Genomic DNA, 21,194 nt, shown 5'->3' on the forward strand with positions numbered 1-21,194 from the left:
GATGCGCTCGATCAAACTGTTTGCGCTGCTGCCGCTCGTCATGATGCTCGGCACCGCCGCGTCGAAGCCCGCGACGTCGTTGGCGCCGGCTCTCGCGCCCAAACCGGTGGCTGAAGCCCAAAAGGCAGCGCCCCCGGTCGCGACCCCGCTCGCGCCGTCGGCAACGCTGACCAAGCAGGATGTCGACAGCTGGCTCGACGGCTTCGTCCCCTTCGCGCTCAAGCGCGGCGATCTGGCCGGCGCGGTGATCGTCGTCGTCAAAGACGGGCAGGTGTTGACGCAGCGCGGGTTCGGCTATGCCGACGCCGCGAAACGCACGCCGGTCGATCCCGCCCGCACCTTGTTCCGCCCCGGCTCGGTGTCGAAGCTGTTCACCTGGACCGCGGTTATGCAGCAGGTCGAGGCCGGAAAGATCGACCTCGACGCCGACGTCAACACCTACCTCGATTTCAAGATTCCGCTGAAAGACGGCAAGCCGGTCACGATGCGCCAGTTGATGACGCACACCTCGGGGTTCGAGGAACATGGCAAGCTCACCATGTTCGAGGACAAGAAATTCCTGATCTCGCTCGGCGAGCTTGTGAAGGGCGGCATTCCCAACCGCATCTATGCGCCGGGGACGACGCCCTCCTATTCGAACTATGGCACCGCGCTGGCGGGCTATATCGTCGAGCGCGTGACGAAGATGTCGTTCGACGACTATGTCGAGCAACGGATTTTCCAGCCGCTCGGTATGGCGCAATCGACCTTTCGTCAGCCGCTTCCCAAGAGCTTCGCGCCGTGGATGGCGACGGGCTATCGCCAGCTTTCGGCGGGCCCGTCGAAGTTCGAGATCGTTGGTCCGTCACCCGCGGGTGGCCTCTCCTCGACCGGCGCCGACATGGCGAAGTTCATGATCGCGCATCTGAACCAAGGCGCGGGGCTGATGAAGCCCGAAATCGCGCGGATCATGCACGATACGCCGCTGACGATCCTGCCGCCGCTCAACCGCATGGAGCTGGGCTTTTTCGAAACCAACATCAACGGGCGTCAGGTGATCGCGCATCTCGGGGACACGCAGCTGTTCCACACCGCACTCCACCTGTTCACCAACGAGAATGTCGGCATCTATATGTCGTTCAACGCCACAGGCGAGCAGGCGTCGGTCGGCCCCGTGCGCCGTGCCCTGTTCGAGGATTTCGCCGATCGCTATCTGCCGGGCAAGGAAATGCCCGAGACGCGCGTCGATGCGAAGACCTCGGCCCAACATGCCAGGATGCTCGCCGGAAACTGGCTCAACAGCCGCCGCGCGGAGACGAATTTCTACGCGATCGCCTCGCTTCTCGGTCAGGCGAAGGTCAGCGTCGGTCCCAAGGGCGAACTCATCGTCCCGGCGGCGCGCGACCTCAGCGGAAAACCCGCGAAATGGGTCGAGACCGCGCCGTTCGTCTGGCACAATACCGACGGCCACGGCCGGCTCGCCGCACAGGTCGTCGACGGCAAGGTGGTGCGCTGGAGCATCGACGGCATCTCGCCCTTCATGGTGTTCGACCGCGCGCCGGCGTCGAAATCGGCGGCATGGATCATGCCCGCAATGTACGTCAGCCTCGGTATCCTGCTGATCACCTTGCTTCAGTGGCCCGTTTCCGCGCTGATCCGCCGCCACTACAAGGCGCCGCTGACGCTCGATCGCCGTTCGCTGCGCGTCTATCGCGGCGTCCGCGTCGGCGCGGGGCTGGTGCTCGCGCTCGTCGCCGCATGGGTGATCAGTATGTCGAAACTAAAGGCGCTGCCTACCTTCGATCCCTGGCTGTGGTTCCTCCAGATCGCCGGACTGATCGTCCTCGTCGGCGGTGCCTTGCTGGCGGCATGGAATCTTCGCATCGTCCGTCAGGAAAAGCGCGGCTGGTTCCGCACCCTCTGGGCGCTGCTCCTGCTCTTCGCGACGATCGTGCCGCTCTATGTCGCATGGATCTTTGGCCTGATCGCGATGACGGTGAATTACTGACAACATAACCGAATATGGAGGGGCTCGGCCGGCCCCTCCATCAGCGCTGCGCCTCCGGCGCAGTTTATCCTGAGCGCCTGCAAGGCAGCCGAAGGGCGCTGCCACCTCCCCGTCGCGTCGCGACGGGGAGGATATTTATCCTCGTCACGCCGGATTTGATCCGCGGTCCATCAATCCACCGCCGCGCCAATGGATCCCGGATCAAGTCCGGGATGACGAATGTCTGGAAATGGCCGTTCTTCTCCCCTCCCGCAGGCGGGAGGGGTCGGGGGTGGGCAACGACGTTGCTATGGCCCACCCCGCTGCGGCTAGCCAGCAAGCTGGCAAGCCTCACTGCCCCTCCCGCTTGCGGGAGGGGATACCCGCGCACCCACTCTTACGGCCGCTCACCACCCCAAAACGGACATTGGCTGAGCGGCAAAAAAAGCGCTGTCCTACTTTGTCGCGCCGTGCCGGCCTGTGGCCGGCTCTTTGAAATCGTGGCATTCCGCAAACTGACGTAAAAGCGAGGAGACAGTTTCACCGCACGCAAAATCGATGCGCGCGTGCGGGGCTTTTGTGGCTTTAGGAGGCGGACGATCCGGATCGCGCGCTCGCCCAAGGTCGAAGAGCACCCACTCGAAACCCCCGTCCGTCACCACAAAAAAAGGGCAGCGGCATCGTCGATACCGCTGCCCCCGGGACTAGCTTGTGAGAAAGGTTAGAAGCTCAGCTTCACGCCCCCCGAAATGTAGCGGCCGATCACGTCGAAATTGGGACTGGTGTAGGGCGTGATCGGCGGATCGCGGTCGAACAGGTTGTTGACGTTGCCGAACAGGGTGAACGGCCCGGCTTTGAACTGGACGCCCAGATCGACATAGGTACGGCTGCCCACCTTGTTGTTCACGATCGGCACGGCGACCCCGTTCACGATCGGCAGCGGACGGTCGAGGCCGCCGGCGACGTAGCGGATGCGCAGATTGGCGCCGAAGCTGTCGTTATCAAACGCGATCGTGCCCGTGCCGCGCCATCTCGGGGTCGAGAAGGCGGTGTCGCCGCCGACGAAACCCGAAACATCCTTGCCGTTGATCTTCAGGTTGAAGACATGGTTGGCCAGCGCGCGGAACGACAGATTTCCGTCGCCCAGCGGCATGCGGTACGACGCCTCGATGTCGAGGCCCTGCGTGCGGTAATTGGCCAGGTTGCGATAGATGTTGGTGATCGTGCCGATAGAGCCGTTGGCTTCGCGGGTCACGATGCCGTTGCAGGTCGGATCGGTCGGAGCGGCGACGAAGCACTGCGTGATCAGGTCGTTGGCGGTAACCGTGGTGATCACATTGTCGATGTCGATATCATAATAATCGACCGACAGACGCAGGCCGGAGGCAAAAGACGGCGAGTAGGATCCGCCGAGTGTCAGCGTATGCGAAATTTCGGGCGTCAGATTGATGTTGCCGCCGCCATAAACCACCACATTGTTCTGCACCGTGCCGTTCTGGCCCCGGAAGGGATCGAGGACGGTGCCGATGCCTGTCGAGCGGTTGAGGAAATATTCGGTGATGCTCGGCGAACGGATGTCGCGCGAATAGACGGCGCGTAGCAAGAGGTCGCCCGCGACGCGCAGGGTGCCGCCGGTCTTCCACGACCAGATCCCGCCGCTGGTGCTATAGTCCGAATAGCGCGCGGCGCCGTTGATTTCGAGCTTCAGCGTGTCGGTGATGTCGAGCAGCGGCACGTTCACTTCGGCGAAGGCTTCCTTGACGTTGAAGCTGCCGTTCGTCGCCGACGAATTGAGCGTGCCGAGCGCGCCCGCGAGCGACAGCGGGTCGACAAAGTTGGTGACCTGCTTTTCCCAGCGGACGTCGGTGCCGAAAGCGATGTCGACGGGGCCGGCCCAGGTCGAGAAGGGCTGGCCCGAAACGCTGGCGCCCGCTGCATCGAGCTTGATCGTGTAGATCAGCTGCGAACCGCCGAACGCCCACGCCGCCGCCTCGTCCGAAATGCTGCCATTGCCGAACAGGTTGATCGGCACGCAATTGGGATCGTTGTTGGTGGTCGAGGCATCGGCGTTAATACGGCACGTCGGCGTGCCGTTCACCAGGACTGCATCGACGCCATTGTTGAAGCGCGATTTGATCCGCTGGTTGTTGAGCCCCTGGTTGAGCCGGATTTCGCCATGATTATAATAGGCGTCATATTTCCAGCCGTCGCCGAAGCTGCCGTCGAGCCCGATCGCGCCCTCAAGGTTGCGGCGGCTGTATTTGAACGTCATCACCCCGTCGGCGCCGACATCGTCCATGACGCGGCCGAGGAGGAACGGGCCCGTGACGCCCGCCGCGGCGAGCTGGTTGCGGTTCGCCTGGGTCAGGAAGGCATTGTCGGGCATGATGGCGACGGCCGGGGTTTCGGGAAAGAAGCCATAGTCCGCCGACATGCGGTGATAGCTGAAATTGGCCCAGACCTTCAGCGAGTCGGTGAGGTCATAGCTGGCGCGGGCAAAGAGGTTGATGCGCTCATACGGGGTGCTGACCGCGACATAGTCGAAGATATTCTGGCCGCCGCCGCCGATGGTCGTGACGCCCTGCGTCCTGCTGCCGAGCGGGAAGGCGCCGATGTTGCCGTCGGGATTGAAAACCAGATTGCGGGGAGCGCCGGTGAGGCCGAGGATCGAGCCGCCGTTGTAAAGCTGGGTCGAATTGGGATCGCGCACCAGCTCCAGCTTGTTGTCGGAGCGCTGGAACAGGCCCGCCTCCAGATTGGGGCGGTCGTCGCGGCTGACCGCACCGCGTTCGTTCATATATTCGCCCGCGACCATGAAATGGCCGCGCCCGCCCGCGAAATCGGTGCCCCATGCGATGTCGGCGCCATAACGCGCCGCGTCGCCGCGCGACGAGATGCCCGACTGCACCCCCATGCGCCAGCCGGCGAAATCATCGTCGAGGATGATGTTGACGACGCCCGCGACCGCGCCCGAGCCCCAGGCCGCCGATGCGCCTCCGGTGACGATGTCGATCCGCTTGACCAGGCTTTGCGGCACGATGTTGAGGTCGTTGGCGCCGGCAAAGCGGTGCCCGTTGAGCAGCGTCAGGGTGCGGACCGACCCAAGGCCGCGCATGTCGGCGGTCGACACGCCGCTGCTGGTGTTGCCGGGCGTCGTGGACGGCGTCGACGTGGCGCGGAACTGGGGGGTATCGTTCAGCACTTGCGCGATGCTCGGGCGGTTGCCCAGCGCAAGCTCGGCCTCGCCGATCACCGTCGTCGGGGTCGGGGCATCGAAACCTTCGCGCTGAATGCGCGAGCCGCTGACCACGATTTCCTCGTCCGAGACCAGGTCGGTCGCGGGCGTGGCGGACTGCGCATAGGCCGGGTTCAGGCTGACCAGCATCGACAGGGCGGTGCCCGCATACAAGCCGGATTGAACGAACTTCATAATTATCCCCTTCGCCTGTGGACGGCAATTCCGCCGTCCGGTGCTCGCTTATGTTTTTACCCCGAGGCTCCAGCGATCCTCGGGTTTGCGATTTTCTATAAAGTCGGATTTTTTTGAAAAATCAACCCCGATCAAGACATAATTTTCAATTATAGAAAATATTCTGTCGGAGGATCGAGCGGTTTTGCTCAATAATCCTATGAATTATGGGACTTTTATCCCAGGCGCCATGTTTCAAAATTTCGAATTTTCAACCGGTATCTTCCGGGCTTCGCCCGATCCGGTTTCGCCGCCTCATTTTGGAGGTGCGGCGGGACGCCCGCGCCATCGTGGTGCAAGCGGCTGCTAACGGTCGTTTCGAGGTCAGAACCAGGCGCGCTAAGGCGGCGGCGCGCATGGGGCTTCGGATGTCGCGCAGTTCGTCCAACCACCGCCCATCGCCTGAAACAGCTGGATGCGTGCGGCGAGTGCGTCGGCGCGGAGCTGGATCAGCGACAGCTCGGCACCGAGCAGGCCGCGCTGGGCGTCGAGCTGTTCCAGATAGGGCGAATAGCCTTCGCGATAGCGATTGGTGGCGAGCCGCAGCCCCTCGGCCAGCGCATCGCGCTGCGACTGGGCGAACGCGATCTGCGCGTCGGTCCGGCTGACCGCCGCGAGCGCATCCTCGACTTCGCGAAATGCGGTCAGTGCCGTGCGGCGGTAGGCGAAGGCCGCCTGGTCGCGCTGCGCGCCCGCGACATCGGCCTGTGCCGTCAGTCTGCCGCCCTGAAAGATCGGGGCGAGGATGCTGCCGCCGACCGACCAGATCGAAATCGGGTCACCGATCAGCGTCGAAAAGGCCGCGCCCGCTGCCGAGGTCAGGCGCACCTGCGGCAGGAAGCGTTTGCGCGCCGCGGCAAGATTCTTGTCCGACGCCGCAAGCTGATATTCGGCCTGCGCGACGTCGGGACGGCGGCGCAGCAGTTCTGACGGCAGGCCATCTGGGACCGCGGGCAGGGCGAGGCGGTCGAGGGTCGTGCCGCGGTCGATCGCCCGGGGCGTATCGCCGACGAGCAGACTCAGGCCGTCCTCGGTTCGCGCGATGGCGAGTTCGATTTGCGGCACGATCTGCGCCGTCGCGTCATATTCGGCCTGCGCCTGCTGAAGCTCGAGCTTGGGCGAATAGCCCCGCCCGACGCGCGATTTCGCGATCCGCAGCGATTCCGATCGCGCGCGCACCGTCTCGCGCGCGACCTCCAGCCGCGCATCGAGGCCGCGCAGCGTGATATAGTTGCTCGCCACGGCCGCGGCGATCGACAGGTGCACCGAATCGCGTGCCGCTTCGCTCGCGAACCACGAATCGCGTGCCGCCGATTTCTGGTCGGCAAGGCGGCCGAACAGGTCGACCTCATAGGCCACCTGGATTTGCGGCTGCGCGAAATTCTGCTCGGCCGGCCGGCCTAACGCGCTGACCGAGCGCGACCGCCCGCCGCTGATCGCCGCATCGATGGTGGGCAGCGTCTGGGCCCGCGCGAGCGCGAAATTGGCGCGCGCCTCGCGCACGCGCGCCGCCGCGACCCCGATGTCGCTGTTGTTGGCCAGCGCCTTGTCGACCAGGGCGATCAGCGCCGGATCGCCAAACGAGCGCCACCAATCGCGTTGCAGCTCCGCCGTGGGGCCGGCATCGGTTCGCCATGCAACCGGCGGCGTGACGGGCGCCACGCTGGTCGTCGCGACACGCGGCCCGGCGCAGGCGGCGAGCCCCGCCGCCAGCCCGGCCGCCAGCGCGAGCCGCGACGCCTTCATCGTTTCGATCCGCCGCGCGTGTCGATCCGGACCTCGACCGACATGCCGGGCCGCAGCCGCTTCGCCATCGCTTGCTTTTCGTCGATCTTGATCCGCACCGCGATCCGCTGCGCCACCTTGACGAAATTGCCGGTGGCGTTGTCGGCCTTGAGCACGGCGAATTCGGACCCCGCCGCGGGCGACAGATTCTCGACCCGCCCGGTCAGTTCGGCGTCGCCCAAAGCGTCGACGGTGAACCGCGTGGGCTGGCCGATCGCCATGTCGCGCGTCTGCGCTTCCTTGAAGTTTGCGATCACCCAGACATGATGCGGCACGACCGACAGCAATTGGGTGCCGGCGGTGACATAGGCGCCGACACGCACGCCGATTTCGGACAGCTGGCCGTCGGCGGGGGCGCGGATGATCGTGTTGTCGAGGTCGATCTGCGCGAGGCGAAGCTGCGCTTTCGCCGATTCGACCGCGGCCTCGAGCCCGGCGCGCGCGACGACGACGGTGCGGACGTCCTGCGTGCCGATCGCCCGGCTGGCGCGCGATTGCTGCAAGCTCGCCTGCGCCGCGAGCAGCGCCGCGCGCGTCTGGTCGAATTCGCGGGTCGAGATCGAACCGTCGGCGACGAGCGCGCGGGCGCGGCGCATGTCGGCGTCGGCCTTGACCAGCTGCGCCTGCGCGTTGGCGATCCCGGCATTCTGGCTGTCGGTCGCGACTTCGCGCGAGCGCTGCGCCTGCGCCGAATTGGCGAGCGCGGCCTGCTGCGCCGCGACATTGGCTTCGGCCTGCGCGACGCGTGCGCGATAGATGCGATCGTCGATCGTCGCGAGGATCTGCCCCGCCTTGACCTCGGCGAAATCCTGAACGGGAACGCGGGTGACATAACCGCTGACCTGCGGGCTGATGATCGTCACGCGCCCGCGCACATAGGCGTTGTCGGTCTTTTCCAGCGCGCCGGCGAAGGGCGGGAGCTGCCACGAATAGAGGATCGCGAGGATCGCGAGCAGCGCGGCCGCGACGATGATGATCACGGTTGTGCGCGTCTTGTCCGGAGGACGCCACGCCGACGGCGGCGCGTCGACCTGCGGATCTGCCGGGGCGGCGGTTTCCGGCGGCGGGGCCGCCGCTGCGGGTTCGGGTTTCAGCGTGTTCGCCTTTGGCTCGTCGCTCATCTCATTGCCCCTGTTGAGCCTGTGCCTGCGCCTGAAGGCGCTGCACCAATAATATCACCGGCGACGGCTCGTTCCGTCGACGGATCGCCCGGCTGATCATGAAACCCCAGATCGTCGTCAGGATCGCAAGTACGCCGACCAGCAGGAAAACGTCATTATACGCAAGGATATGGGCCTCGCGTGTGACTTGCTGGCTCAGCAGCGCGGCGCCCTCCGCGGTGCGCAGCACCGGATCGCCGATCGTCGCGGCAACCGTGCGGCTGCCCGCGCCCAGCCGCGCCGCGACGAGCGGGTCGGTCGCGACGATATGCTGGACCAGCTCGTGCGAATGAAATTTCTCGCGGACCGTCTGGAAGGTGCCGAGGAAGGCGCTTCCGACCAGGCCGCCGATGCTCTGGCTCATGCTGAACAGCACGATGAAGCTGATGAAATTCTTGCCGCCCGCGAGCAAGGTACGCGCGATGCCGATCACCATCGCCTGCGCGAGGAAGAGCAAGGACGCGAAACCGATGAGCGCCTGGCTGAGATAGAATTGGCTCGGCCGGGTGAGGTTGGTCGCCCCGGCGTCCATGAACGATCCGATCACGATCAGCACCACCGCGATAAGGATCGGCCGCGTCAGATTGTCGGGGCGGAAGGTCAGCACCGCGGTCGCAAGGCCGGCGATCGACGCGAGCACGACGATCAGGTGCAATGTGACCATCTGGTCGTTGATCATGCCGACGGCGTTCAGAAATCCGACCGAACCGAACGCCTGTTCGGACAGCAGGATACGAACCGACGCCGCGACCGCGATCAGCCGGAGCATCTCGCGCGTGCCCAGCCAGCGCGTGTTGATGAGCGGATTCTTGCGATGATGCTCGACCAGCACGGCCGCGGCGATCAACGCAACACTCGCAGCCAGCGACCAGCCGATCCACGGCCGCTCGGCCCACCACTGGATTCGCCCTTGCGAGAGCACGGCGATCAGCAGCCATAATCCCGGCGCAAGCAAGCCGAAGGTGAGGAAGTCGAGCGGTTCGAACACTTTTTCGCGCTCGCTCGGCGGCAGCGGCTGCGCCATCACCGCGGCGAGCGTCGCCAGCGCCATGCCGAATTCGAACCAGTAGAGATTGTGCCAGTCGCCCCATTCGAGCAGCCCCGGCGAGAGCACGCGCGCGAGGGGCGTCGCGAGCTGGGGAATGCAGATGCCGATCATCACCGCGGCGAGCCGCTTGGGCGCGGGCAGCGCCTGGAAGAAATAGAGGATGGTGAGCGTCGAGAGGCCGCTCGCCGCGACCCCGCTCATCGCCCGGACCGCGACCGAGGTCCAGAAATCGTGGATGAACAAGTGCATCAGCGTCGTCACGGCATAGGCGACAAGCGTGTAGCGGATGAACGGCTGGAGCCCGAACTGCTGGCGATATTTGACGAGCAGCAGGTTCGCCGTGACGTTGGTCATGAAATAGGCGGCGGTCAGCCACGCGGCCTCGTCGCTGTTGAGCCCCAGCGTCCCCTGCGCGAAGTTGAGGTTGACCGTGACGAGCGCGTTGCCGAGCCCGCCGGTGATCCCGATCAGGCAGCCGATCAGGAAATGGCGGACCATGCGCGACGTCGGGTGATCCGGATTGGCCGGCGACCCCGGCAGCGTCGGCCGTTCGTGCGGTTTGAAGACATAGTCCGCCATGGCGGGTCAGGCCGGCTTCGCGGTCATGGACGCGCCACGAGCGGAGCGAGTCGGTTCGATAATCATGATTTTCCATACCGTATCGCCGGGGCGCATGCAGCCTATTCGGTGGAATAGGAGTCCCACGACGCTGGCATAGAAGCGGCCGGTTATGCCCCGGATACGCGATCGCGGTGCGTCTTCCAAAGCCATGTGGCGCAGGCCAGATCCTGCACGATCGAACCCAGCGACTTATAGATGGTGACGTCCGATGCCGTCAGCCGGCCTGGCGTGGAGCCCGAAAAGACATGCCCGATCTCGGGCAGGACATGCGCTTCGGTGACCAGCCCGGCGTCGCGTGCGCGCAGATATTCGGCGCCCTGTGCCAGCACGCCTTCGCGATGATCGGGCACGAAACGCGCGCGCGCGACAAGCACTTCGTCGATTTCGGACGGGCCGGCGCGGCTTGACCCGACGGCGTTGATATGCGTCCCGTCGGCGACATGCGCGTCGAACAGGAAGGGTTCGGCCGCGCCGGTCAGCGTGCAGATGATATCGGCCCCGCTCGCGGCGTCGGCAACCGAAGCCGCCGCCTGTGCCGCAAGACCGAAATCGCGGACGATCCGGTCGGCAAGCTCGCCCGCCTTTTCGGGCGCGCGTCCCCAGATTCGCACTTCGTCCAGCGCCCGCACGTGGCGGATGGCCGCGACATGATGCCATGCCTGCTCGCCCGTCCCCATGATCGCGAGACGGCTGGCGCCGGGCCGGGCGAGCGCGTCGGTCGCCGCTGCCGAGGCGGCGGCGGTGCGGATCGCGGTGACCTCGCTGGCGTCGATCACGCAGACCGGTGCCCCGCTGGCGCGGTCGAACAGGATGATGACGCCCTGATGCGAACTGCCGTGGGCGGCGACGGCGGGAAAGATGCTGATGATCTTCGCACCGAAACCCGCGCCGTCGAGCGCGCCGGGCATCACCCCGAACAGATCGCCACCGTCGAGGTCGATGATGCCGCGCAGCAATTGCCGGCTCCGCCCTTCGGCGAGCGCGATCATCGCACTCCGCATCAGCGCGATGCATGTTGCATGGTCGAGCCGCGCGCGGACTTCGGCCACATCGATGAAGCGGATCGGATCAGCCACCCCAGACGCTTTCGGCGTGACGCAGGAAATTGAGCCCCATGATCTTTTCGATCCGGCGACTCGAATAGCCGCGCGCGGCGAGCAGCGCGATCAGTTTGCGGAACTGGGCGGGCCCGCGCAGGTCGACGACGAAGGGATAGGTGTCGGGGCGTTCGCCCGCCGCGCTGATCCCCGCGGCACGACGTTCGGCGATCTCCTTGGCAAGCACGGCTTCATACGCCTGAAGATCGTCGATCTGACTCGCTGTGCCGTCGGTGCCGATCCCGACATGATCCTCGCCGCAGATATTCACCGCATGGTCGATATGCGCCACGACGTCGTCGGCGCGGGCGTGGCCCGAGAGGTTGAGGAAGGGCATGAAATGGATGCCGATAAAGCCGCCCTTTTCGGCGACCAGCCGCAATTCGGCGTCGGTCTTGTTGCGCGGCAGGTCGGTCACCGCGCGGCAGCCGGTGTGGTTGATCGAGATCGGAGCCTCCGACGCGCGCGCGGCTTCGAGGCAGGTCCTCTCGCCGCTGTGCGACAGGTCGACGATCATCTTCTGCGCATTGAGCCGCTCGATGACTTCGTGCCCGAACGGCGTGAGCCCGCGATTGCCGGGCGCCATCGACCCGTCGCCGAGCGCGTTGGCGGGATTATAGGTGAGCTGGAAAATCCGGACGCCCAGATCGGCGAAAATGTCGACGCGGCTCGCATCCTTGCCCATCATCGCACCGTTCTGAAAACCGTAGATGATGCCGATCTTCTTCTCGGCCTTGGCGCGGCGAATGTCGGCAACGCTGAAGATTTTCACAAGATCTTTCGCATGGCGACGCAGCAGCGCATCGGCCTCGGCGATGTCGCGAACGCTGGCCTCGAACGGCTCGGCGGGGCCGGCGACATAGCCGAAGGTGCAGTTGATCGCGGTGACGCCTGACGCATGTGCTTCGGCGAGCACGCGCGGCGAATAAGGATCGGCGGCGTCGCGGATATTGGGATCGGCCAGTCCGCCGAGCGCGTTGACGATGATCCATTTCCTGCCGTCGGGTGCCGCGGCCGCCATAGCCGCACGAGGAAGCAAGGAGGTCGCGGCCAGCCCCGCCGCGCCCGCGAGCATCGCCCGCCGGTCAATCGTCATCGCCGAGTTCCTTCTTCGTCACAGGGATATAATCGGCGCGCCGATATTCGCGGCCGCGCTTCACCGTCATTTCGATGCGTTCGATATTGTCGATGTCGGCGAGCGGGTCCGCCGCCAGCACGACGAAGTTCGCGAGCTTGCCGGGCTCGACCGATCCCATATCCTTGTCCTGCCCTGCGGCGCGCGCGCCGATGAGTGTCGCCGAATGGATGACCGCGAGCGGCGGTATGCCGACGTTGTGCGCCAGATAGCGAAGCTCGGCATGGACTTCGGGCCAGGCGTCGCCGGCGGGATTGACGAAGTCGGTGCCGGTCGAAATCGGCAAGCCCGCGCGCCACGCCTGCTGCGTCAGCCGGATCGTGCGGGCGCCGCTGCAACGCAGCGGCTTGGCTTTCGGATCGGCCTTGCGCGTGGCCTCGAACTTGACGAACAGGCTGCCGGTCGCGTCGAGGATCGTGCCGCGCTGGCGCATCGCGTCGAAGAGGCGGGCGACGACCGGATCGTCGCCGGTTGGCGCAAGGCGCGTCTCGTCGACCGGGGTGCGGTCCTGATAGGCGGCGAGCATTTCGGGCTGTGCTTCGTAGCCGAGGTAACAGACATGGCTGACCGAATCGACGCCCGCCGCGATCACTTCGGCGGGGCGGGCGGGGAAGACCGCGCTGTGCGCCCAGATCATCAACTTCTGGCGATGCGCCTCGGCGGTGATCGCCGCAACGCGCTCGGCGGGCAGGTTGGCGTAGATCTTGATCGCGCTCGCCGATGTGCCGCGCGCCAGCGTGACCGCGGTGCGGAGGTCGGTCTTTTTTTCGATCGCCTGCATCCACGGCGCGGTGCCCGGCGTGAAACCGCGGCTCACCGCGAGGACGCGGGGATCCTCGAAAAAGGACGGCCCCGCCATCAGCGCGGCATAAAAAATGTCGGGCGCGGGAATTTCGCCGACCAGCGACGCACGCGAAAGCTCGCCCACCGCGCGCAGATCGTCGGCCATGTCGCGCACCGCGGTCACGCCGCCATAAAGCTGGCGGCGCAGGATCGCTTCGGCGCGCACCCGGTTCGGCGGGGTGGCGAGATGGACGTGGCTGTCGATGAGCCCAGGGATCACAAAGCGGCCGGTCAGGTCGACCCGGCGCGCCGTTCCCGCGCGCGATGCCAGCGTGTCGTGCGCACCGACCGCCACGATCCGTTCGCCGTCGATCAAAATGTCCTGTCCGGCTCGCGCGGGACCGCCGGTGCCGTCGATAACCGACACATTGGTGTAAAGCACCTGTTCGGCCGCGTGCGAGGGCGCCGCCGCCATCAGCGATGCGGCGAGACCAAGCGACTGAAGGGCAGCGACGAGCGCCGGCGGGCGTGAACGAACCGATGTCATGCGCTCGTGGCTAGCGTCCTCATTTCAGGTCCGCAATCGCCGGGCATCCGCCATCGGCGAAAAGCGGTCATTCGATCACTCTTTTCTCAGAATGCGTATTTCAGCGTCAGCCGCGCGTTTCTCGGTTCGCCATAGACGAAGCCCGGGAACCAGCCGTTGCCGCTGTAGAAGCGCTTGTCGAAGAGATTGTCGACATTGAGCTGGAGCGAAAGGGCCTCGGTCAGGTCATAGCGCGCCATGATGTTGGCGATGGCATAAGCGGGCTGGCCGATCGGGGTCGCGTCGATGCCGGCTATGCCAGGGTTGTCGGCCGTTACCGGTGGACGGCTTTCCCATTTGACCGCGCCGCCGAGGCTCAGCCCGTCGAGCGTGCCGGTAAAGGCATATTTGGTCGCGAAGTTGAACGCCCGGCGCGGCTGGTGATTGAGCACATGCACCCCATCGGCATCCTTCGCGCTATAATCGCTCCAGCCCGCACTGACATCCCATTGCGGGGTGATCTTGCCCACAACTTCGAGCTCATAGCCCTTCGCGACGGTTCCCTTCGCGCCGCGATAGGCGGGCGTGGCCGTGCCCGGGACGAGGTGCGGGGCGTCGGGAACACCGATATTATCCTGTTCGATACGATAGACCGAGGCCGTCGCCAGCAGCTTGCCGTCGAGTAACAGGGCCTTCAACCCGACCTCGTAGCTGTCGCCTTTTACGGGGTCGAGAAAGCCGCCGTTGCGGTCGCGGAAAAAGGTCTGCGGCTTGAAGATGCTGGTGTAGCTTGCATAGGCGGACAGATTGTCGGTGAGATTATAGATGAGCCCGACATAGGGTGTGAACACGCCCTTCGAGCTGACGCTATAGTCGGCAATTTCCGGGGTCGCACCGAGCTCGTTGCGCTTGGTGTAGCTGAGGCGACCCCCGGCGATCAGCTTCAGCCCGTCGATCAGGTTAAGCCGGGTCGAGGCATAGACGGCCGCCTGCGTGGTGTTGCCATGGTCCGATATATAACGATCGCCCCAAACGGGTTCGGCAATCTGTGTGCCGTCGAAGCTGTTGAAATCGGTCATCGGGGCGATCGCGACGGGGGTGCGATTGGTCCAGCCACCGTCGATGCGGCTCGCCATCGCTCCAACCGCAAGGTCGTGCTCGCCGCCCAGCAGCGTGAAGGGGCCATTGGCCTGGATGCTGCCGTGCCATTGTTCGGGGTTCGCATTGAACCAATAACCATAGGTGCTCATTCCCGCGCCGGTCACCCGGTCGGGCACGCCTTCGAGCCACAGCAGCTTCGAATTTTCGAGCCCCTTGTGATAGCCGACATCGCCGCGAACGTTCCAGCCGCCGCCCAGATCATGCTTCAGCGTCGCAAAGGCCGAAATTTCGGTGGTGTTCCAGCGGCCCCAATCGGCGCCCGTGGTCTTCGAACGCGGCCAGTCGGTGCGCGTGCCGTCGCTGTACCAATAGGGCAGCTGCGCCCACATGATCCCGTCGCGCTCGTCGCGCTGATAGCTGGCGCCGACCGACAGCGTCGTGCGTTCGCCAAGGTCGGCGTCGATCACGCCGTAAAGCAGGAGACCCTTCCGCTCTTCCAGATTGACGAAGCCGTCCTGCTTGGAGGCTTGCGCGACCGCGCGAGCGCGCACGGTCCCCGAGCTGTTGAGCGGCGACTGGACATCGAGCGTCGCGGCGAAGCGGTCCCACGACCCGGCCTCGAGGCTGATATCGCCCGCGAATTCGCGCTCGGTGGCATGTTTGCGGATCAGGTTGACGACCGCCGACGGATCGCCCGAGCCGTGCATCAGGCCCGCGGCGCCGCGGACAAGATCGACGCGTTCATATTGCGCCGTGCTGGTTTCACCAAAGCCGACATTGCCGTTGACGAAAGGGGCCCCGTCGAGCTGGAAATTCTGGACCTCGAAACCGCGTGCCGAGATGGAGCTGCGGCCGCGATCGACGTCCTTCTTTGAAATGCCGACGGTAAAATCGAGCGCGTCGTTAATCGTGTTGAACGCCTGATCCTGGATCTGCTGCTGCGTGATGACGCTGATCGTTTGCGGCGTTTCGAGCGGGGAGAGCGGAAGCCCGGTCGCGGCGGTGGGCTGATCGGTCCGGCCATAGCCCGTCACGACGATGGCATCGCCGGGCTCGTCGTCCCGTGCCGTCGGCCGCGTATCCTGCTGGGCTTGCGCAAATGTCGAGGCGCACAGAAGCGCCGATCCGGTCAGCAGCAAACGAATGGAACGGCGCATCTTTTTCCCCTTTTGTCGGCGGCCGGGCCGCGTCGGTGATGCGCCACTAATGAGAGTAACTCGCATTTGCAATATTGAATGACAGCTATTTTCCGTCGGCGTTGGCGCTCGCGCGCTCCCATTCGGACCGTGCAGCCGCAGCGGGTGGCAGGGCGACCCACGCGCATCGCATTATCGAGAGCCGTCCAATTTTCGGCGATATTATTGCGCTTCAGGCGCGCTTGATCGGCACCGACGTCGCGGCGCCACGCGCTTCGTATCGCCCGGCGCGACGCCTGTTCCGCTGCGTATTATTATGATACCCCTGCATCAGGAATCCGAAATTTTCTGTGCCGACGCGGTCCCTATAAGTCGCGCGGTATCGACTGCCTGAACCTTCCCGTGGGCCTCCGCGCCCATTGGCAAACAGAACAGAAACGGACGAACGCGATGCAGACTCCAGAAGAATATGAGCTGTCCCGGCGCGGCGTGCTGGTGGGCGGCGCAGCCTCGGTCGCGACGGCGACGCTGGTCCCGATCCGGCCGGCAACGGCCGCCACTCCCGCTGCCAAATCTCCGCCGACGGCGAAAGTGGCTTTCGAGGTGAACGGCACGGCGCGCGAGCTGGAACTCGATACGCGCACCTCGTTGCTCGACGCGCTGCGCGAACATCTGCACCTGACCGGGACCAAGAAGGGCTGCGACCACGGCCAGTGCGGGGCGTGCACCGTGATCGTCGACGGGCGTCGGATCAACAGCTGCCTCACGCTGGCGGTGATGCACGAGGGCGACAAGATCACGACGATTGAAGGTCTTGGCACGCCCGACAAGATGCATGCGATGCAGGACGCGTTCGTGACACACGACGGCTATCAATGCGGTTATTGCACGCCGGGGCAGATCTGCTCGGCGGTCGCGGTGCTCGACGAGATCAAGGCCGGGATTCCGAGCCATGTCACGGCCGACCTCGGCGCCGCACCCGCGGCAACGAAAGTCGAGCTTCGCGAGCGGATGAGCGGCAATATCTGCCGCTGCGGCGCTTATTCGAACATCATCGATGCGATCACCGATGTGGCGGGAGTGAAGGCATGAAAAGCTTCACCTACGAACGCGTCGATAGCTCTGCGGCGGCGACCGCGGCCTTCGCCCGGATGCCCGGCGCGCGTTTCATCGCGGGCGGCACCAACCTGCTCGACCTGATGAAGCTCGAGATCGAAACGCCGCAGCACTTGATCGATGTCAGCCGCCTCGCGCTCGACAAGATCGAGGCGACGGCAGAGGGTGGCCTCCGCATCGGCGCGATGGTCCGCAATACCGACCTCGCGAGCGATACGCGCATACGGCGCGACTATGGCCTGTTGACCCGGGCGCTGGTTGCGGGCGCATCGGGGCAACTCCGCAACAAGGCGACCACTGCGGGCAACCTGCTCCAGCGGACGCGCTGCCCCTATTTTTACGACACCAACCAGCCGTGCAACAAGCGCAAGCCCGGCAGCGGTTGCGCCGCGATCGGCGGCTTCAACCGGCTGCATGCGGTCGTCGGCGCCAGCGACGCGTGTATCGCGACGCATCCCAGCGACATGGCGGTTGCAATGCGCGCCCTCGACGCCGTGATCGAGACGGTCGACGCGGCGGGCAAGGCGCGGGCGGTCAACATCGCCGATTTCTATCGCGCGCCGGGCAAGACCCCGCATCTGGAGACGGTGCTGGCGCCGGGTGAGCTGATCACCGCGGTCACCTTGCCGAAGCCCGTCGGCGGTACGCATATCTATCACAAGGTCCGCGACCGCGCGTCCTATGCCTTTGCGCTGATCTCGGTCGGCGTGATCGTCCAGCGCGACGGAACCGGCCGCGTCGCGCTTGGCGGTGTCGGCTATAAGCCATGGCGCGTCGAGGCGGCCGAGGCGGCGCTGCCGCGCGGCGCGAAGCCTGTCGCCGACGGCCTGCTCGCGGGCGCCAGGACCACCCATGAAAATGCCTATAAGCTGCCCCTCGTCGAGCGCACGCTCGCCGGGGTGCTGGCGCAAGCAAAGGGCTGAGCCATGAAATTCGACACGCCCGCCACCACCAACCCGATCGACCAGATGAAGGTCGTCGGCAAACCCACCAATCGCATCGAGGGGCCGCTCAAGACGACGGGCACTGCGCCCTATGCCTATGAACGCCACGATGTCGCGGCGAACCATGCCTATGGCTATGTCGTCGGTTCGGCGATCGCCAAGGGGCGGATCGCGTCGATGAACCTCGACGAAGCCAGGGCGGCGCCGGGCGTCATCGCGATCGTCACCGCAGACAATGCGGGCAAGCTGGCGAAGGGCGATTTCAATACCGCCAAATTGCTCGGCGGTCCGGCGATCGACCATTATCATCAGGCGATCGCGCTCGTTGTCGCCGACAGTTTCGAGCAGGCGCGCGCCGCCGCCTCGCTCGTCCGTGTCGAATATGCGCGCGGCAAGGGCGCTTACGATCTTGCCGCCGCGATCGATACCGCGATCAAGCCGAAAGCGTCGTTCGGAACCGAACCCGATAGCGCAGTCGGTAATTTCGCTGCCGCCTTCGCCGCGGCGCCCGTGCAGCTCGATGCGCGCTATACGACTCCCGATCACAGCCACGCGATGATGGAGCCACATGCGTCGATCGCGGCGTGGGAGGGCGAAAAGTTGACCGTTTGGACGTCGAACCAGATGATCGCCTGGTCGGTGGGCGACATGGCCAAGACGCTCGGCATTGCGAAGGAAAATATCCGCTTCGACTCGCCCTATATCGGCGGCGGTTTCGGCGGGAAATTGTTCAATCGCGCCGATGTGCTGCTGGCCGTACTGGGTGCGAAGGCGGCGAAGCGGCCGGTCAAGGTCGCGCTGCCCCGGCCGCTGATGATCAATAACACGACGCACCGCCCGGCGACGATCCAGCGCGTCCGCCTTGGTGCGACCGCCGACGGCAAGCTCACGGCGATCGGGCACGAAAGCTGGTCGGGCGACTTGCCCGGCGGCGGCCCCGAAACCGCGGTGGCACAGACGCGCCTGCTCTATGCCGGCGAAAATCGCATGACCGCGATGCGCCTTGCGGTGCTCGATCTGCCCGAAGGCAATGCGATGCGCGCACCCGGCGAGGCGCCGGGGCTGATGGCGCTCGAGATCGCGGTCGACGAGCTGGCCGAGAAGCTGGGGATGGACCCGATCGCCCTGCGCGTCCTCAACGACACGCAGGTCGATCCAGAAAAGCCGAGCCGGCCCTTTTCGCAGCGCCAGCTCAACAAATGCATGGAGACCGGCGCCGAGAAATTCGGCTGGGCGAAACGCAATCCGAAGCCGGGCGTGACGCGCGACGGGCGCTGGCTGGTCGGGATGGGGATGGCGGCCGCCTTTCGCAACAATCTCAACCAACCATCGGCGGCGCGCGTCCGCCTTGCCAGGTCGGGTGTGGTGACGGTCGAGACCGACATGACCGACATCGGCACCGGGACCTATACGATCATCGCCCAGACCGCGGCCGAAATGATGGGCGTGCCGCTCGCCAAGGTCGTCGTGAAGCTCGGCGATTCGGCCTTTCCGGTGTCGGCGGGATCGGGCGGGCAGTGGGGTGCCAACAGCTCGACCGCAGGCGTCTACGCCGCTTGCGTCAAGCTGCGCGAAGCGGTGGCCCAAAAGCTTGGCATGAATGCCGCCGACGCGGTCTTTGCGGGTGGCAAGGTCAAAGCCGGACGCCGCAGCGTCGCGCTCGGCGATGCCGCTGCGGACGGCGAACTCGTCGCCGAGGACAATATGGAATATGGCGACCTGGCCGAGAAATTTCAGCAATCGACCTTTGGCGCGCATTTCGTCGAGGTCGGGGTCGATGCGATGACGGGCGAAATCCGGGTTCGCCGCATGCTCGCGGTCTGCGCCGCCGGGCGCATCCTCAATCCCAAGGCAGCGCGCAGCCAGGTGATCGGCGCGATGACGATGGGGGCGGGCGCGGCGCTGATGGAGGAGCTTGCGGTCGACAAGCGCTTCGGCTTTTTCGTCAATCACGATTTGGCGGGCTATGAAGTGCCAGTCCACGCTGACATTCCGCATCAGGATGTCATCTTTCTCGACGAAGCCGATCCGACGACATCGCCGATGAAAGCAAAGGGCGTCGGCGAACTCGGCATCTGCGGCGTCGCGGCGGCGGTCGCCAACGCGGTCTACAATGCGACCGGCGTGCGTGTCCGCAATTACCCGGTCACGCTCGACAAGCTGCTGGGCAAGCTGCCGGACATGGCGTGATCGCGCCAGGATGAGCGCACAGGCTCAACCCGGCAGATCGTCCGGCCGGTCGATGTCCACCAGCTCGCCGGCGGTGGCGTGGACGAGGGCGGCATTCGCCAGCAATGCCTTGCCGCCGCGGTCGCCTTCGCCGCCGCGCAGCTTTTCGAACAGCGCACGGGCGAACAATGCCGGGGGCATCGCCGCGTCGCCATTCGTCGATGCCACCACGGGCGCCTCCACCGGATCGAACCGCGCGATGAGTTTGCGCAGATGGCGGGTGCCGACGAAGGGCATGTCGGCGAGGCAGACCATCGCCGCCGCGTCCGGCCCCCGCGCCGCTTCGGCAATGCCGCACGACAGGGATCGCGATAGCCCCTGTTCGGGATGCGGATTGGCGACAATTTCGAAGCCGTGGGCCTCCAGCAACCGCGCGAGCGCGCCATGGTCATCGCGGCAGACGGCGATGCGCCGCCGCGGCGCCAGCTCGACGATGTGCCTAGCTGCGTGCAGCGCCAGCGGTTCGCCCGCGAGCGGCGCCAGCAGCTTGTCGTCGGTCCCGAACCGCTGCGATGTCCCCGCGGCGAGCAGGATGGCGGCGATATTTTCCGCGTCGATCACGGCTCTCGTCCTTTCAGGCGCCCTTTGCGCGTCGGCTGACTTCAAAGCAAATCGCAGATGATAGCAACCACGCCGGCCGACATATTGCGCTTTGTCTTGGCCCGCACCGGGGAGGGTGTCGGGACGATCCTCGTCACGCTCACCGCGATCGAGGGATCGTCGCCGCGGGCGATCGGCGCCCAGATGGCGGTCGCGGAGGATGGGCGATACGCGGGGTCCTTCTCGGGCGGCTGCATCGAGGCGGCGGTGGTTGCCGAGGCGATCGGAACGCTATCCGACGGGCGTGCAAAGCTGGTGCGGTTCGGCGCGGGGTCGCCCTATCTCGACATCCGGCTTCCGTGTGGCGGCGGGATCGACCTGCTGTTCAATCCACGCCCCGATCCCCATGCGATCGTACGGGCGCTGGCGCAGCATGATCGCCGGGAGATGGCGGCGCTGCGGCTGGCCGGCGATGGCGTGCATGTCGACGGCGTGCATGTCGACACGATGCCGCGCGCGCGCGGCATCGCCGGCTGGG

Annotated in this window: 14 protein-coding genes; 5 read left to right on the forward strand and 9 right to left on the reverse strand. The window is 65.5% G+C overall.

Annotated elements, in window-relative coordinates:
* Position 1 precedes the first annotated feature (1 nt).
* On the forward strand, positions 2 to 1,987 hold the full coding sequence (locus ACREBX_RS01065; RefSeq protein ID WP_431559900.1) for a serine hydrolase domain-containing protein: 1,986 nt from the start codon (positions 2 to 4) through the stop codon (positions 1,985 to 1,987).
* A gap of 700 nt (positions 1,988 to 2,687) precedes the next feature.
* Here ACREBX_RS01065 and ACREBX_RS01070 read toward each other — a convergent pair.
* From ACREBX_RS01070 to ACREBX_RS01105, 8 genes are all read right to left on the reverse strand, one after another.
* A complete protein-coding gene (locus ACREBX_RS01070) occupies positions 2,688 to 5,396 on the reverse strand; it encodes a TonB-dependent receptor plug domain-containing protein (RefSeq protein WP_431559901.1) in 2,709 nt (902 codons plus the stop codon).
* Between the two features lie 378 nt (positions 5,397 to 5,774).
* The gene (locus ACREBX_RS01075) at positions 5,775 to 7,181 is read right to left on the reverse strand and encodes an efflux transporter outer membrane subunit (protein ID WP_431559902.1); all 1,407 of its coding nucleotides are present in this window, start codon (positions 7,179 to 7,181) and stop codon (positions 5,775 to 5,777) included.
* The gene (locus ACREBX_RS01080) at positions 7,178 to 8,341 is read right to left on the reverse strand and encodes an HlyD family secretion protein (protein ID WP_431559903.1); all 1,164 of its coding nucleotides are present in this window, start codon (positions 8,339 to 8,341) and stop codon (positions 7,178 to 7,180) included. The genes ACREBX_RS01075 and ACREBX_RS01080 overlap by 4 nt, the downstream gene beginning before the upstream one ends.
* Before the next feature lies 1 nt (position 8,342).
* On the reverse strand, positions 8,343 to 10,007 hold the full coding sequence (locus ACREBX_RS01085) for an MFS transporter (RefSeq protein WP_431559904.1): 1,665 nt from the start codon (positions 10,005 to 10,007) through the stop codon (positions 8,343 to 8,345).
* A 149-nt stretch (positions 10,008 to 10,156) separates the two neighbouring features.
* Positions 10,157 to 11,125, reverse strand: a complete 969-nt coding sequence (locus tag ACREBX_RS01090; protein WP_431559905.1) for an ornithine cyclodeaminase family protein — start codon at positions 11,123 to 11,125, stop codon at positions 10,157 to 10,159.
* Complete coding sequence (locus tag ACREBX_RS01095) at positions 11,118 to 12,242, reverse strand: dipeptidase (RefSeq protein WP_431559906.1); 1,125 nt, start codon at positions 12,240 to 12,242, stop codon at positions 11,118 to 11,120. Before ACREBX_RS01095 ends, ACREBX_RS01090 begins: the two co-directional genes overlap by 8 nt.
* Positions 12,232 to 13,611 carry an amidohydrolase family protein gene (locus ACREBX_RS01100; protein ID WP_431559907.1) on the reverse strand — a complete coding sequence of 460 codons (1,380 nt, stop codon included), beginning with the start codon at positions 13,609 to 13,611 and terminating at the stop codon, positions 12,232 to 12,234. Before ACREBX_RS01100 ends, ACREBX_RS01095 begins: the two co-directional genes overlap by 11 nt.
* 86 nt (positions 13,612 to 13,697) lie before the next feature.
* Complete coding sequence (locus ACREBX_RS01105) at positions 13,698 to 15,848, reverse strand: TonB-dependent siderophore receptor (protein ID WP_431559908.1); 2,151 nt, start codon at positions 15,846 to 15,848, stop codon at positions 13,698 to 13,700.
* Positions 15,849 to 16,277: 429 nt separating this feature from the next.
* Here ACREBX_RS01105 and paoA point away from each other — a divergent pair, with 429 nt between their 5' ends.
* From paoA to paoC, 3 genes are read left to right on the forward strand one after another with little or no spacing between them, the layout of a single operon-like run.
* Positions 16,278 to 16,919, forward strand: a complete 642-nt coding sequence (paoA, locus tag ACREBX_RS01110; RefSeq protein ID WP_431559909.1) for an aldehyde dehydrogenase iron-sulfur subunit PaoA — start codon at positions 16,278 to 16,280, stop codon at positions 16,917 to 16,919.
* Positions 16,916 to 17,866 carry an FAD binding domain-containing protein gene (locus ACREBX_RS01115; RefSeq protein ID WP_431559910.1) on the forward strand — a complete coding sequence of 317 codons (951 nt, stop codon included), beginning with the start codon at positions 16,916 to 16,918 and terminating at the stop codon, positions 17,864 to 17,866. The genes paoA and ACREBX_RS01115 overlap by 4 nt, the downstream gene beginning before the upstream one ends.
* Before the next feature lie 3 nt (positions 17,867 to 17,869).
* On the forward strand, positions 17,870 to 20,077 hold the full coding sequence (paoC, locus tag ACREBX_RS01120) for an aldehyde oxidoreductase molybdenum-binding subunit PaoC (RefSeq protein WP_431559911.1): 2,208 nt from the start codon (positions 17,870 to 17,872) through the stop codon (positions 20,075 to 20,077).
* A 24-nt stretch (positions 20,078 to 20,101) separates the two neighbouring features.
* On the opposite strand, the gene ACREBX_RS01125 is transcribed toward paoC, so the two are convergent.
* Positions 20,102 to 20,677 carry a nucleotidyltransferase family protein gene (locus tag ACREBX_RS01125; RefSeq protein ID WP_431559912.1) on the reverse strand — a complete coding sequence of 192 codons (576 nt, stop codon included), beginning with the start codon at positions 20,675 to 20,677 and terminating at the stop codon, positions 20,102 to 20,104.
* A gap of 57 nt (positions 20,678 to 20,734) precedes the next feature.
* On the opposite strand from ACREBX_RS01125, the gene ACREBX_RS01130 reads away from it, so the two are divergent.
* Positions 20,735 to 21,194: XdhC family protein (locus ACREBX_RS01130; RefSeq protein WP_431559913.1), on the forward strand; the 460-nt coding region annotated here is incomplete at its 3' end.

It is taken from the genome of Sphingopyxis sp. (assembly GCF_050725655.1).
Lineage (GTDB): Bacteria > Pseudomonadota > Alphaproteobacteria > Sphingomonadales > Sphingomonadaceae > Sphingopyxis.